The organism is Robertmurraya sp. (assembly GCF_036676585.1).
Taxonomy (GTDB): domain Bacteria; phylum Bacillota; class Bacilli; order Bacillales; family Cytobacillaceae; genus Robertmurraya_A.
Genome location: NZ_JAKFCQ010000058.1, coordinates 1 through 14,558, shown reverse-complemented (window position 1 = coordinate 14,558; position 14,558 = coordinate 1). Strand labels below are relative to the sequence as shown.

Here is a 14,558-nt window from a genome sequence, read left to right as displayed (position 1 = left end):
CCTACTCCATATTAACTCTTCTCATTGTCATACGGTTTGAGCAGGAAATAAGTTTCATTATTAAATTTCAAAACTTGATTGATCAATCCAGCTTATGCTTTTTTCTTCCTTTAAGTCATCCACTAGTTGAAATAGCGCAGCATCCTTTTTTTTCGCTTCAATCATACAATGAATTTCATCAACAGAACCTTTTATTTTATGTAAAAAATGCAAGAACATCTCTCGATCAATTGTATCCGCATGGGCACGATATTCCTTCTCAGACTTCGGACTAGAAATATGCATCTTAATCGGTAACTTGGAGAAACTCCAAGTTGAAACTACTCGATCCCATTCCTTTTCCCATTCTGGATTTTCGTGATTCGCTAAGTGGTGATGATAGTCAAAAACTAAAGGAATCCCTAACTTTTCACATAAGTACAATGTATGTTCGAGATGAAAGGTCGTATCATCATTTTCTAACATAATCATACGCTGGATGGAAGCAGGGACATAAGCCCAGTTATGTATAAACTGCTCAAGGGCTTTTTCTTTGTCCTCGTATGCACCGCCTACATGCATGACACAACGGTGCTCCGGGTCAATTCCCATTCCTTTGAGCAATGCTTCATGCATCGCAAGGGTCTTTATTGAATTATTTAATATATCGGTGCTCTTCGAGTTCAGCAGGACAAAATGATCCGGATGGAAATCAACTCTTATCGGATGCTCCTGTAAATATTGCCCGATTTCTTGCAATATCCCTTTTAATGGTCTCATATACTTCCAGTCCGATAACTCCTCATGATTAGCAAGCGGAATGAGTTTGGAACTAAAGCGAAAGAAATGGATCTCATTTGCTACATTATGCTTAAGAAGTCGTAGGCAGTTGGTTAGATTATTTATCGCTATTCGCTCTAGTTTTTGAATAGCCGCTTCCCGATCAGGAATCTGCGAAAATTGCTTAAAGGTCATTGTTTGTGAAGGAGAGGCATTTTGAAGCTCTACGCTCATTGCCACATACCCAAGTCGAACAATCATTTTAAGATCACCTTCGTTATCATGTTTTTGCATAGTTTGTGGCAATTCAGCTTTAGTATGTATGAGATAAAGAGGAGTCGCTATGGTTAGCCCCGACTTGCATAAGACAAATCTTCACAGGAGGTCTGCCTTCTTGAAGTCAATTTAGAAATTATAGCCTGTAATGACCTTTATGACGCGTGAGTCGGAATTCAGTTGCGTTTACACGTCATAAAAACACACTTATGACGCCTATGACTGGAAAAACAGATGCGTTCACGTCATAAGTAATTGTTTATGACACGTGAGCTGGAATTCGAATGCGTTTACACGTCATAAGGACACACTAATGACGCCTGTGACCGGAAAAACAGTTGCGTTCACGTCATAAGGACACACTTTTGACGTGTAAACTAGGAAAACAATTGACTTAAACGTCATATAAAAAACCCCTAGCTTTCCGGCTAGGGGTTCAAACACATTTAACGATTATAGCTGTTCGATCTTGAATCAGTTCTGTTAGAACCACTGTGATTGGGACGGCGACTTCCATGACCTTGACTTTGACCTTGTCTTGGTTTGTAAGAGCCTTTGCTTCTATTCTTAGAATCGTACTTACCACGGCGGTCATTGCTACGGAAATCTTTCTTCATTGGTAATGGTTTCTCTTCCGTTAACGTGACCGGTGTTGAATCCGGTTCCTTCGTTAGCATTTTGAGAACCGCTGCCACGATTGTGGATGCATCCTGTTGCTCTAGAAGCTCATCGGCAGCCTGCTTGTAATATTGTAAGTTCTCAGATTCGATCGATTGAAGAATTTTTTCGATGGCTGCTTTTTGCTGGCCTTCTAATGCCTCATCTAACGTAGGAGGCACCATTTTCTCCATCTTTCTCTTGATCGTTTTTTCTACCACTGATAGGTATGATTTTTCTCTTGGTGTAATTAACGTCATTGCCATACCTGTTTTACCAGCGCGACCTGTACGACCAATACGGTGTACATAGCTTTCAGGGTCTTGTGGAATATCGAAATTGTACACGTGAGTAACACCCGAAATATCAAGTCCACGGGCAGCAACATCTGTTGCCACTAGCACATCAATTGACCCTTCTTTAAACTTTTTCAAAACAGACATACGTTTCGCTTGGCTTAAATCACCATGAATTCCTTCAGCCATATACCCGCGTAAATTTAAGGCTTCTGAAAGCTCATCAACTCTACGCTTTGTACGACCGAATACAATCGCAAGCTCTGGCGCTTGAATATTCAATAGGCGCGTTAAAATATCAAACTTACTCTTTTCCTGAACCTCTACGTAAAATTGCTCAATGGCAGGAACAGTCATTTCCTTTGCTTTTACTTTAACAATCTCAGGGTTCTTCATAAACTTCTCAGCCATACGTTGAATCGGTGCAGGCATCGTTGCAGAGAATAACAGAGTTTGACGCTCCTCTGGAGTTTGGGCAAGAATAGACTCAATATCCTCAATAAAGCCCATGTTTAACATCTCGTCTGCCTCATCCAAAATCACTGTATGTACATTTTCAAGGCGAAGCGTTTTTCTGTTAATGTGATCAAGAACTCTTCCTGGAGTACCTACAATGATTTGAGGGAATTTTTTCAGAGCGCGAATTTGTCTATTGATATCTTGCCCACCGTAAATGGAAAGAACTCTTGCTCGTTTTCCATAGCCAATTTTGTATAACTCTTCAGATACTTGGATGGCTAGCTCTCTTGTTGGTGCAATAACAATTCCTTGAACCACATTTGAGTTTACATCAATCTTATCGATTAAAGGAATTCCAAAGGCAGCTGTTTTTCCTGTTCCAGTCTGCGCTTGCCCGATCAAGTCTTTGTTTTCCAAGCTAAGTGGAATGGTTTGTGCTTGTACAGGAGTCGCTTCCTCAAAGCCCATTCTCTTTAACGACTTCATCGTTGCTGGACTAATACCTAAATCTTGAAACTTTGTCATCAATGTTACCAATCTCCTTTTGTAACTAAAAATATTATCCCGTGTCCACTTTCCCCGTCGTAAGGGGGACGAAGTGAAACTTTCTCTGCATACGGCATCTTATGAAAAGTGCTCTTTAGGTAAAAAAAGAGCAATCAGAAGTTTCACTATGTATAAGGTAATTTAGCATCTATAAGTCGGGTAACACACCCCAACCGTCTTAATCACTATAAAGTGAACAAGTATATAAAAGTGAAAAAAGACATTCCCCAAGTGGAGTATGTCCGAAAGTTATCCTTCTCGTTGTCACTTTGAAGTTATCTTACCATCTTAAGGAACTGAATGCAATGAAATAGGTCTCCTCCTATTCCTCCCCTTTAAGAAACGATAACACTTCTTCAAAGAGCTGATTTCTTTCCTGACAGTGGCAAATCAGGTGCTTCGCATTCTGATAAAAGACCATTTTCTTTTCCGTCGCACTGATTCTATCAAAAAGGAAACGAGCACTTTTGGGCGGTACAATTCCATCCACATTCCCTTGTGCAATAAAGGTTGGTATGTGAATGTCAGGTAGCAACGGTCGAACAGTAGATACCAATTGTCTAAATTGCATCGTCGCTGTTAGTGGGGTTTCCTTTATTTTTCGTTTATAGCGGAGGAACATTTCATTTTCCAATAACCCGCCTCTAAACGTATCTTTCACCATTTCTTTTATATCTACTGCCAGCTGCTTTGGATTCATATAATAGGCAGCTGCACTCAATAGTACCAGCTTATCGACCGGATAATGAACCGCTAAATAGCTAGCAATCATTCCACCCATTGAAAAACCAATCACATACACTTCATCGCAAGTTTCTAAAAGAGACTTTAATTCTCTTTCAGCGTGGTCAATCCAATCATGGTAGGCTACTCCCTTAAGTTTTAGTGTTTCACCATGTCCAGGAAGAGTTGGTGTAACCATTCGCCAGTCTGTATGTTTCTGTAAAAATAAAACTAACGGCTCCACCTCAAAAGGTGCACCGGTAAAACCATGGATACATAGACAACCAATCACCTTTTCTCACCCTTTACCAATTACTTTACATTTCTATTTTACACCCTATTTCTGTAAATGAAAGGTTTATTTATTGTAAATTTACACTTTTCAGGGTGAGCTAAGGATTAACGGGTATTGAGACACTTCTTTTACTTATTCTCCAATGATTTCTGCTATTCGTGAGAGTCATAATGTAGTAGGATGATAGAGTAACGCTTTAAAGAAAGGATGTTATTATGACTCTTCCATACAAAATGATTGTGTTAGATTTAGACGATACTTTGCTCAATGACGAACATTCTCTTTCAAAAAGAAACAAAGAAGCTTTAATGGCAGCGCAAGAGCTTGGTGTGAAAGTGGTTCTGGCTTCTGGCCGACCAACATTCGGGATGGTTTCCATTGCGAAGGATTTACAGCTAGATCAATACGGAAGCTATATACTTTCCTTTAACGGCTCAAAAATTATAAACGCTAAAACGAATGAAGAAATTTTTAATTCTACGATCTCCAGTGAAATGGCTCATCGTTTATACGACTTGAGTAAACGTGAAGGTGTGGCTATTTTATCTTATAAAGATGAATCCATTGTCATCGAAGAGCCTAACGAGTATGCGGATATTGAAGCAACGATTACCGGACTTCCTATGCAAATCGTTGATCAATTTAAAGCAACGATTACAGAGCCTGTTGTAAAAGCAATGATGCTTGCACATCCAGATATTCTTGTAAATGTTGAACAAACACTTGTTAAAGAAGTAGGAAAGGAAGTAAGTGTGTTCCGTTCGAAGCCTTTCTTCTTAGAATTCACCGCTCTGAACGTGACAAAAGGGACAAGCCTACATCAATTAACTCAAAAGCTTGGCATAAAGGCTGAAGAAGTGATTGCGATCGGTGATAGTTACAATGACATTACCATGATTGAATTTGCAGGTCTTGGCGTCGCAATGGGGAACGCACCCGACGCGATCAAAGAAATCGCTAATCACGTAACAGAAACTAATAATAATGATGGTGTTGCTAAAGTGGTTGAGGATTTTATCCTTTCGAAAGTAAAGGTAGCAACTAAGTAAAAAACAAACGTCCCGGAACTTCTCCCGGGACGTTTGTTCTATTTATTTCTGCAACTCATGAACTACTTCTTCCAGACGCATTCCTCTTGATGCTTTCACAAGCAAAAGAGTCTTATCGTCCGTATATTTCTTTAGTTCAGAGATTAACTCCGGTTTACTATCATAAGCTTTTACTCGATCCACTGGGAGGACAGATTTAGCTCCCTCTGCTATGAATTGACCGAGCTTCCCATATGTAAATACATAATCGATCGCTTCCTTATTAACACCTGACCCAATTTCATAATGGAAATTCTCCTCATTTGGTCCAAGTTCAAGCATGTCACCGAGAACAAGAATCTTTTTCTCATAACCAGAAAGAGTGGTAACCAGATCGATTGCTGCCCTCATGGATGTTGGACTCGCATTATAAGCGTCATTGATGATTTTCTCACCTTTTATTCCAGGAACAAGCTCCATTCGCATGCTTGTCAGTTTCAAGTGAGCAAAGCCCTCATTCATCTTTTCAAATGAAACATCAAAGTAGTTTGCAATTAGCATGGAACCTAAAGCATTTAAAATATTATGGGTACCAAGAACCGGTAAGTGAAACTCCCCATCACCCTTATTGATCGTAAACGTACTGCCGTCATCCTTTTGGACTATTGATACAGGGTATAAGGTATTTTCACTAGAACGACCAAATGTTTGAAGCTCAGCACTTCCCTCATAATCTGATATACCTTTACGAAGAAGTGGCTCGTCTCCGTTATAAACAATCAAGCCATTTTCATTGATTCCTGAAACGATCTCAAGCTTAGCTTTTGCAATATTTTCTCTGCTACCTAAGTCCTGTAAATGGGATTCTCCGATATTTGTTACGATAACAACATCTGGCTTAGCTAGCTTTGATAAAAACTCAATTTCCCCTAGTGCACTCATTCCCATTTCAACTACCGCAATATCCGTGTCCTCTTCTAATCTTAACAACGTTAAAGGCAAGCCAATATGATTATTAAAATTTCCTTCCGTCTTTTGAACTTTATACGAAAGAGAAAGAAGGTTCGCCGTCATATCCTTCGTTGTCGTTTTCCCATTACTACCTGTTATTCCTACTACTTTAACATTGAGCTCATTTCGATAACTACGTGAAAGCTGCTGTAATGCCTCTAACGTATTTTCAACAATTAGGATCGGAAGTCCAACAGGCGGGTTAGGCACATCCTTTTGCCATAGTGCTGCAGCCGCACCATCTTGAATAGCCGCTTCTACAAAATGGTGCCCATCCGAATTGGCTCCTTTAAAAGGGACAAATAAATTCCCCTTATCAATCTTCCTAGAATCAATGGAGACTCCAGAAATCTCTACCTGTTCAAACTGATCAACTTCATTTATGATAGTCATCATTTCCGTTAGTTTTTTTATGGTTCTTTTTATCACTCTCATACCTCCTATAAGAAAAGCGCAAGCGCCCTGGTAAGCGCACGACAGGCCTGAAGCGCTCCAACTGAGATAAAGGAAACACGAAGAGCCAGAGGCGCATTCGTGCCTGACTTATCGTAGGGCGGAGAGCAAAGGACACTAAGCGCTAGGGCGCTGGAGCTAGACATTTCTCAAAGTAGAAAATCATATACTTTCTTATCTTTTGAAGGAAAACACGGCAATTACTTGCCGTGCCTCCATTAAAACGTATACTTAATTTTTTGCTTTTCTGCGTGACGCTCTTTGGCAAGTTCCACTAGCTTTTCAATTAACTTTGGATATTCTACGCCAGTATGCTTCCACAGAAGCGGGAACATGCTAAACGGTGTGAATCCTGGCATGGTATTAACTTCATTAATATATGCCTTCCCGTCTTTTGTTAAGAAGAAATCGGCACGGACTAATCCTGAGCAATCCAGTGCTTTGAAAGCTTTTATTGCCAATTCCTTCAACTGGCTGTACTCTTCCTCGCTAATTTCAGCCGGAATGATTAAAGCTGTATTTCCGTCTTCATATTTTGCTTTATAATCGTAAAATTCAACCTTAGGTACAATTTCTCCTGCAACTGAGCATTCAGGATAATCATTTCCTAATACAGCAATTTCAACTTCTCTTGCCGTCACACCTTGTTCAATAATAATTTTACGATCAAATTGGAATGCTTCTTTGCATGCTTCCGCAAGTTCCTCACGGTTTGAACATTTGCTAATTCCAACGCTTGATCCAAGGTTTGCTGGTTTAACAAAGCAAGGATAACCAAGCTCTGCTTCTACCTGATTATAAGCCTCTTCTGTATTTTGTTCAAAACTGCTGCGGATAAAGGATACATAGTTCACCTGTGGCAAACCAGCTTGCGCAAATACATTTTTCATTAATACCTTATCCATTCCTACAGAAGAAGAGAGAACACCATTTCCGACATACGGAAGGTTTAACAGTTCTAGCAATCCTTGTACGGTTCCATCTTCTCCGTTCGGACCGTGAAGTAGTGGGAAAATAACATCATAGCCAGCTTCTTCCCCCTTGCTTGATAACGCAGGTGTTAAAGAAGTTGGTGGGAGTGCATCACCTTCTGTAAAAATTAATTCTTTTACCGTTTCAACCGGACCAGTTAACAGACCCCCACTTACCCAGCTGCCTTCTTCCGTTATATAAATAGGATGTATTTCAAACTTGCTATGATCAAGTGCATTAATTACTGCTAATGCGGTTTGTAACGACACTTTATGTTCAGCAGATTTTCCACCGTATAATAACCCTAACTTCGTTTTCATAAACGTACCTCCATATAGTCATTGCCTTTACTATTTTACCACTATCTATTTTAAGAAAGGAACCGTACTTCTGTGCATTTATGTAGTTTTTTTCCCTAAGCCCTTCGTTCTATACCTATGTCATTACTAGCTTGCTTCACAACCTTATTCCTATTAGCAAAATAAAAAGACGCATCAAGTTTGTCTATGACCAGTAAGTTCAAAAAACAGTTTAGTTAGATTTCCGCTGCGGATGGACGCTTTCCGCGGGCGGGGCCGAGCCGCTTCCCTCGCTACGCTCAGTCCAGGGTCTCGACTTTCCCGCTTTTCCCGCAGGAGTCGCCACCCTCCGCTCCAATCAATTAGATGCATTTAAAACATTCCGAGGTGATGATCAACTGGAAAATAAAAGAAACGATAGAATGTGTTTTTACTTATGCGAAAAAAACATAGTAGCCGAGGGATACCATTACGAAGTCTAAAAAAAATTACCTTTGAAGGCAAGGATTACGTTTGCTGCTAGAATATTAACAATAACTAGAAACATGCACTTTGTAACTTGCTTGGAGATGACTTAGGAAAGCTTATTCAACAAATTTCCCTAACCAATGTTTAGAGTCAAAACTGCTGATTGGAGTGGAAGGCGCTTGACTCCTGGGGGATCTAGCGGGACAGGTGAGACCCCGCAAGAGCGATGAGGAGGCTCACCGCCCGCCCCCCGGAAAGCAAGCGCCTGGAGCGGAAATCAGCCTTTTCTCTACAAAATGACAAAAGCAGTGAGAAAGAGCTTCTCGCTGCTTTTTGTGATTATTCTGAGAACGCATAAATCCCATGCATCTTTCATTTATAGCACTTAGTGAAAAAGTCTTTTCAACCAGGAGTCATCATCTTCATTCTCTGGTTTTGGAAGATTTTCTCCGAGTAAATCCGTCTTTCCAATTTCTTTCCCTAGAACAAGTACTTTAAGCTCGCCTACTTTTCCTTTTCGCATGTCCTTTTGTTTAGATGGTTTAAATTGGACTTGAAGACTTTCTTTTTCCTCTTTGGTCATTGGATAGACGATTTCATGTTCTGGTACAACCCCACCTAAGTAAGAGCCTTGGAAGGAGGCAAATTTCTCTTGGCTAACTACCTCTACTCTTTCATATTTTTGAAAAGCCATATTAAACAGGGACATATGGTCTTTCCAGTCTTGCCGGTCATTGATGGTGACGACAATCAATTTTAAGCCATCTTTTTCTGCCGTTGATACAAGAGTGCGCTTGGCTCGAATGGTATAGCCTGTTTTTCCGCCCGTTGAATATGGGTACAGAATCGTAAGAAGCTTATTTTTATTAAACCATGTTCCGATCGAACGATTTAAACTTTTGCAATGATATTCTTTTGTTCCTGAGATTTTACGGTACTGTTCATTTTTCATGGCATATTTTGTGAGCAAGGCCATGTCATAGGCCGTAGAATAATGATTTTCATGGTCATCTAAGCCATGCGGGTTAGCAAACACCGTTTTTGTCATGCCAATTTCTTTCGCCTTTTTATTCATCATTTTCACGAAATGATCAAGGCTTCCACCCACATGTTCTGCTATGGCCACTGCTGCATCATTTCCAGAGCGAAGCATTAACCCATACACAAGGTCTTCTAGTTTTATTTTATCCCCAGGTTCTAAATAGAGAGATGACCCTTCTGTGACAGATGCCTTTTTGCTGATGGTCACCATCTCATTCATTTTCCCAGATTCAATCGCTAAAGTAGCAGTCATAATCTTCGTGATACTTGCAATACGCATTGGCGTGTGAGCATCTCTTTCAAATAATACTCGTCCTGATTCTTGCTCCATTAATATAGCCCCTTTTGCAGCAATGGCATGGCTTTTTGTTGGAACAGCAGTCACCGTTGACATAAGTACGAAAAATACGAGTATCCATTTTAAGTGTCTCATTCTATCCCCTTTCTAACATCAGTAGCAAGGATTATTTTTTGAGTTTGATGGTTTTTATATTCTTAATCCAATAAAAAAGCACAAAAAAATCGACCCTTCATTACAAAAAGGATCGATTTCTCTTTTAAGGAATAGGAGTGCATATTTCAATATAATGCCCATCTGGATCTTCGACGTAAGCCACCTTTTGGCCCCATGGTTTCTCTGTCGGCTCAAGTAAGACAGGTACTCCTGCTTGACGAAGCCGGTCCACAAGCCCCTCGACATCCTCCGTCACAAAGCCTAACTCAAACGTATGACTCTTTTGAATACCATCTGGAATAGGCAACCCAGTGACTTCTCTTCCGCCTGCCCTAGTATTCATACTCAAGATCGTTGAGCCCGTTTCATATTCAATGTAGGAACCAAACTCATTTCGAAGCTTTAATCCAAGTAGTTCACCATAAAATCGCTTTGTTTTTTCTAAGCTTTCCACGTACAAAATGACATATCCAAGCTTAACTTCCATAGACAATCTCCTCTTCCCTACTTCATCTAATTTCGAAACACCTTCGCACTTCTTACATATTCCACATCTTTGACACCTAAACGGAAATTTATTACTCTCGCCAAAGCAAAAAAGTAATCAGAAAGGCGGTTTACATACTGTAAGCATACACTTGGGGTCGTCGAATCGGCCTTTGCTAAACTGACTATTTGACGTTCAGCGCGACGAGCAACGGTACGAGCAATATGAATAGTAGCAGAAGCCTTTGTTCCTCCTGGTAAAATAAAGCGTTCAAGCGGTGGCGCTTCCTCCGTATACACATCAATTCTTTGCTCTAAGTACTGAACAGCTTCATCGTTAAGCTTCGGAACACGTTTAGCTGTTACATTGGCTAAATCTCCGCCGCAGTCAAATAACTCATGCTGAATCTTCTCCAAGTCTGCAAGCACATCAGCAAAAACATCCTCATTGAGATCCGCAGCCGCTTGTCCAACGAAGCTATTTACTTCATCAATCGTTCCATACGCCTCCACTCGGATATCATCCTTATCTACTCTTCCACCAATGATACTTGTTTGCCCCTTGTCTCCCGTCTTTGTATATATTTTCATGTGGTCAACATCCCCTTTAAATAGATACTTTCTTTAGTGAAAAGGCTCGTTCTCCCTTTTCAAAAGCTTTTTTCGAAAATAGTAATTCGTAATAAAAATCATGTGACACTTTCCAGTCCCAGTATGCTCGTTCTTCTGGTGAAAACCTAGCTAATAAATGCCTTATGACACCTGCATGAGTGACAACAAACGAACGCTTCCAATGATTATTTTTCACTTCCCTAATCATCTTGTTCCAGCCCATATCAATTCTTCTTACAAATTGTTGAAAGCTTTCGCCATTAGGTGTGGCTTGTTCTTTGTAATGATCGAGCCATTGATTATACTCTTCATTATCCTTTAATTCGTCAAAGGTGCATCCCTCAAAGTCACCAAAATGCATCTCTCTTAGCTCACTCATTTGAATCGGTCCTACCTTAGGAAAGAATGCTTGTAACGTGGAAACACAACGTCCTAAATCACTACTAAAATACCCTTCATAAGTCGTTGGTAGTGGTGAGGGTTGATGGCATAAAGGGGAATCCGTCCACCCTAAATAGGCTCTTTTTTTATTTGCTTCTGTTAAGCCATGCCTACATAATGCCATAACCACACAATCATCCATAGCAGCCATTCCGTCCCTTCTGCAGATGCTCCCAACACATCCCCGGTTATTCCGCCAAACCAGTGCACTGATTTTTTTTGGATAAATAAAAAACATAACAAAGCACTTGCTAATAACAAGAGGAACACGGGAGTAAGCGCTGGTAAGAAAAGGCTTAATCCTATTAACACGACCATACAATAGAAAGGATAACTGAGTAAAGAAATCTTACTCAATCGTTCTCTGAAAAAGGCTGCAAGTCCCTCATTCTTTGCAAGTGGAGCAAGTACCAATAACGCACCAATCACTCCCCTACTCAAAAAAGGAATGAACAGTATAACTATATAAGTGTATGAATGAACCAAATGGATGATTTCATATAAAAACAAATAGCGACCACTTAACAGCACAATAGCAGATAACACACCAAATGCTCCTGTTCGGGGATCGCTCATAATTTCTAATCGTTTTTCCTTGTCCCGGTATGAAAAGAAAGCATCGCTTGCATCCATCCAACCGTCTAGGTGAAGACCTCCTGTAAAGAAGATCCACGCCAACCATAGAATAAAAGCAATAGAGACTGTCGATAATGGGGTCCACTCTACTAAGGTGAAAAGAAGGACCGAATACATGCTTCCTTGTAAAATTCCTAATAACGGGAACATGCCAACAGCACGTTTCATATGCGCGGCATCCATTGGCAAGTTCATCTTAACAGGAATAGATGTAAAAAATTGTAAGTTTAATAGAAATGCACGGACCGTTTTCACAGCTCTTCCTCCAGGAACAGTTTTGAATGAATTTAACTCATGCCTTCTTTTCTCATTCTAGATTTCCGAATCGCTTCCGTTGTACATTCATAAACGCTTCTGCTAATTAATCTACCCAGTTGAGTAAAGGAACCTGCATACTCAATCGACGTTCCCTTTTGGGTAGCTGCAATTAAGATGCTGTCCGTAGATGTACCTGTTGCAAGTGTCCCGGTGTTTAAGTCAAGCACCTCTTCATTTTGCAACACCTTCACTTTTACTTCTGTTGCTGTCATGATTGATTGAATAAATGCTTCTTCAGACAATTCACCATTCACAAAGATCCAAGTATTGATGGTCCCTGGCGTATATTCATACACATCTCGATCCATAACGGAGGCGTCTATTGCATTTCCAACACCAGCAGTCACGACTACAAAAACGGATACATGGCCATCAACATAAAGCTTATATGAGACATCTTCAAGCTTAACAGCAGTCATCATTCCAACCGTTTCCCCAGGAATGAAGCCATTTCTTTCTAAATAGTTGGCCATTTCTTGTTTATGGTCACTATAATTATAGTTTTTGTCTACATGGCGATTAACAAAGTTCTGGTACCAGCCCGTTCCAGAACCAATCACTCCAGAGCTCATCGTTTTTAATGGTTGCTCCGTTTTTACTACAATTCTTTCTGATGAAGCATGAATCACTGATGGATCAATTTGATATATCTCTTCTATCTGGTCATTTTCCCACTCTGGTAACAGCACCATTTGTGGAACTGGAACCTTTGGATGAGGCTGCTTGGCAATTTTCGTATGGTATACGTTTTGAATTCGATCTTGTTTCAACACTTCGTTCGGAGTATCTTCTATCACAATCTTCCCCTCATGAAGGAGCAGAAGTCTGTCACAGTATAAACCCGCTAAATTTAGATCATGGAAAATGGAAACGACCATTAGTTCACATTCCTTTGACCACTTTTTTAACAAATCAAACAACTCTTTTTGATAGCTTAAATCTAAGTGGTTGGTCGGTTCATCAAGAAGAAGGATACGTGGTTCCTGAGCGAGTGCCTGAGCTAAATAAACCCTTTGTCTCTCTCCACCAGATAGATCTTGAATATTTCGGTGTTGAAGGCTCCATGTTCCCGTTTGCTCCATGACTCGTAGAACCGTTTCCTCATCTTCTGGGCTCCAGCTATGAAACCAGCCTCTTTGATGGGCATAACGCCCAAGCGATACCGTTTCTTTAACCGTGTACGAAAATGGATCTGCCGCATGCTGAGGCAGCACCGCAATCAACTTAGCTAGTTCCTTGGGAGAATAATCGGAAAGCTTATTTCCATCAATGGAAATGGTTCCTTCAGAAGCAGGCAAAATTCCACTAATCATTTTTAGAAGCGTTGTCTTACCGCTACCATTCGGCCCAAGAATACCGAGCATTTCGCCTTTTTTCACTTCAAAGGAAATATCCTTTACGATAGAATTACCAGCGTATCCGCCACTGACATGCTGAACGTGAAGCATGCTAACCACTTCTTTCTGCTCTTGTTTTTAGTAGGATCACAGCAAAGACAGGTGCCCCGATCAGAGCGGTTATCACCCCAATTGGAAGCTCAATAGGAGCAATGATGGTCCTTGACACCAAGTCAGCTAAAATTAAAAAGGCACTACCAGTCAGAATCGATAACGGAAGTAGATGTTTATGATCTGGCCCCCAAAGCATTCTCGCTAAATGTGGAATAACCAATCCAACAAAACCAATCGTACCTGAAACAGCTACTGCACTGCCGGTTAACATGGACCCCGCCATTAAAATAATATGTTTTCTTCGTTGGACATTCACTCCAAGATGATGAGCTCTTTCCTCTCCAAACGACATGGCATTTAATTCTTTACCGTTAAAAATTAAGATGGCTGATCCTATAAGGAAGAATGGGAGAATAATTTTTATATATACCCACCCTCTCATGGAAACGCTTCCCAGTAACCATCCAATAATCTGACGTAACTCTTCACCTGTTAAGGCAATCATTAAGGAGATAAGGGCTCCGAGAAAGGAACTAAAAATGATTCCCGTTAAGATAATCGTCTCCACTCTCATGGAGCGCTCTATTTTTTGCGCAAAACCTAATACAAGAAAAATAGTTATAAAAGAAAACAATATGCTGAGAACAGGAAGTGTGAATGCCCCAATGACCGGAAGCGACAACTGAAAAAACAAGGTAACAACTGCTCCAACTGAAGCACCAGAGGAAACTCCTAATGTATAGGGATCTGCAAGTGGATTTCTAAGTAAACCTTGAAAGGCAGCTCCAGCAATAGCTAGAGCCGCTCCAACAAGTCCTGCTAAGATAACTCTTGGCAGGCGAATATTCGAAACGATATTTACATGCATTTGGTCAAT

Annotated in this window: 13 protein-coding genes; 1 reads left to right on the top strand and 12 read right to left on the bottom strand. The window is 40.4% G+C overall.

All coding sequences use genetic code 11. The features are described 5' to 3' along the window. Window positions 1-60: 60 nt before the first annotated feature. The 3 genes from uvsE to ACGLXV_RS07790 all read right to left on the bottom strand — a co-directional run bounded on the left by uvsE (window position 61) and on the right by ACGLXV_RS07790 (window position 4,008). Complete coding sequence (gene uvsE / locus ACGLXV_RS07800) at window positions 61-1,020, bottom strand: UV DNA damage repair endonuclease UvsE (RefSeq protein WP_119706355.1); 960 nt, start codon at window positions 1,018-1,020, stop codon at window positions 61-63. A gap of 461 nt (window positions 1,021-1,481) precedes the next feature. Continuing rightward, the gene (gene cshA / locus ACGLXV_RS07795) at window positions 1,482-2,972 is read right to left on the bottom strand and encodes a degradosome RNA helicase CshA (RefSeq protein ID WP_119706354.1); all 1,491 of its coding nucleotides are present in this window, start codon (window positions 2,970-2,972) and stop codon (window positions 1,482-1,484) included. A 343-nt stretch (window positions 2,973-3,315) separates the two neighbouring features. After that, on the bottom strand, window positions 3,316-4,008 hold the full coding sequence (locus ACGLXV_RS07790) for an alpha/beta hydrolase (protein WP_391558188.1): 693 nt from the start codon (window positions 4,006-4,008) through the stop codon (window positions 3,316-3,318). Between the two features lie 218 nt (window positions 4,009-4,226). On the opposite strand from ACGLXV_RS07790, the gene ACGLXV_RS07785 reads away from it, so the two are divergent. Next, the gene (locus ACGLXV_RS07785) at window positions 4,227-5,060 is read left to right on the top strand and encodes a Cof-type HAD-IIB family hydrolase (RefSeq protein ID WP_391558187.1); all 834 of its coding nucleotides are present in this window, start codon (window positions 4,227-4,229) and stop codon (window positions 5,058-5,060) included. Between the two features lie 42 nt (window positions 5,061-5,102). Here ACGLXV_RS07785 and ACGLXV_RS07780 read toward each other — a convergent pair whose 3' ends face one another. The 9 genes from ACGLXV_RS07780 to ACGLXV_RS07740 all read right to left on the bottom strand — a co-directional run. Beyond that, on the bottom strand, window positions 5,103-6,479 hold the full coding sequence (locus ACGLXV_RS07780) for a UDP-N-acetylmuramoyl-tripeptide--D-alanyl-D-alanine ligase (protein ID WP_391558186.1): 1,377 nt from the start codon (window positions 6,477-6,479) through the stop codon (window positions 5,103-5,105). Window positions 6,480-6,721: 242 nt separating this feature from the next. Continuing rightward, complete coding sequence (locus ACGLXV_RS07775; RefSeq protein ID WP_391558185.1) at window positions 6,722-7,795, bottom strand: D-alanine--D-alanine ligase; 1,074 nt, start codon at window positions 7,793-7,795, stop codon at window positions 6,722-6,724. 832 nt (window positions 7,796-8,627) lie between these two features. Continuing rightward, complete coding sequence (locus tag ACGLXV_RS07770; protein ID WP_391558184.1) at window positions 8,628-9,716, bottom strand: D-alanyl-D-alanine carboxypeptidase family protein; 1,089 nt, start codon at window positions 9,714-9,716, stop codon at window positions 8,628-8,630. A 124-nt stretch (window positions 9,717-9,840) separates the two neighbouring features. After that, a complete protein-coding gene (locus ACGLXV_RS07765; RefSeq protein WP_391558183.1) occupies window positions 9,841-10,224 on the bottom strand; it encodes a VOC family protein in 384 nt (127 codons plus the stop codon). A gap of 26 nt (window positions 10,225-10,250) precedes the next feature. Next, window positions 10,251-10,814, bottom strand: coding sequence for a cob(I)yrinic acid a,c-diamide adenosyltransferase (locus tag ACGLXV_RS07760; RefSeq protein ID WP_391558182.1), 564 nt, complete (start codon window positions 10,812-10,814; stop codon window positions 10,251-10,253). Between the two features lie 16 nt (window positions 10,815-10,830). Beyond that, entirely contained in the window at window positions 10,831-11,427 is a 597-nt protein-coding gene (locus ACGLXV_RS07755; protein ID WP_391558181.1) for a histidine phosphatase family protein, read from the bottom strand. Further along, window positions 11,376-12,167: an adenosylcobinamide-GDP ribazoletransferase gene (cobS, locus tag ACGLXV_RS07750; RefSeq protein WP_391558179.1), complete on the bottom strand. Its 792-nt coding sequence runs from the start codon at window positions 12,165-12,167 to the stop codon at window positions 11,376-11,378. The genes ACGLXV_RS07755 and cobS overlap by 52 nt, the downstream gene beginning before the upstream one ends. Before the next feature lie 32 nt (window positions 12,168-12,199). After that, entirely contained in the window at window positions 12,200-13,678 is a 1,479-nt protein-coding gene (locus tag ACGLXV_RS07745; RefSeq protein ID WP_391558177.1) for an adenosylcobinamide amidohydrolase, read from the bottom strand. A gap of 1 nt (window position 13,679) precedes the next feature. Then, on the bottom strand, window positions 13,680-14,558 hold an 879-nt coding region (locus tag ACGLXV_RS07740; RefSeq protein WP_391558175.1), incomplete at its 5' end, for a FecCD family ABC transporter permease.

Coding starts and splice junctions, on each gene's coding strand:
- cshA (WP_119706354.1), bottom strand. CDS start 2,972: ATGACAAAGTTTCAAGATTTAGGTATTAGTCCAGCAACGATGAAGTCG.
- ACGLXV_RS07770 (WP_391558184.1), bottom strand. CDS start 9,716: ATGAGACACTTAAAATGGATACTCGTATTTTTCGTACTTATGTCAACG.
- ACGLXV_RS07760 (WP_391558182.1), bottom strand. CDS start 10,814: ATGAAAATATATACAAAGACGGGAGACAAGGGGCAAACAAGTATCATT.
- ACGLXV_RS07785 (WP_391558187.1), top strand. CDS start 4,227: ATGACTCTTCCATACAAAATGATTGTGTTAGATTTAGACGATACTTTG.
- uvsE (WP_119706355.1), bottom strand. CDS start 1,020: ATGATTGTTCGACTTGGGTATGTGGCAATGAGCGTAGAGCTTCAAAAT.
- ACGLXV_RS07775 (WP_391558185.1), bottom strand. CDS start 7,795: ATGAAAACGAAGTTAGGGTTATTATACGGTGGAAAATCTGCTGAACAT.
- ACGLXV_RS07755 (WP_391558181.1), bottom strand. CDS start 11,427: ATGGCTGCTATGGATGATTGTGTGGTTATGGCATTATGTAGGCATGGC.
- ACGLXV_RS07765 (WP_391558183.1), bottom strand. CDS start 10,224: ATGGAAGTTAAGCTTGGATATGTCATTTTGTACGTGGAAAGCTTAGAA.
- ACGLXV_RS07745 (WP_391558177.1), bottom strand. CDS start 13,678: ATGCTTCACGTTCAGCATGTCAGTGGCGGATACGCTGGTAATTCTATC.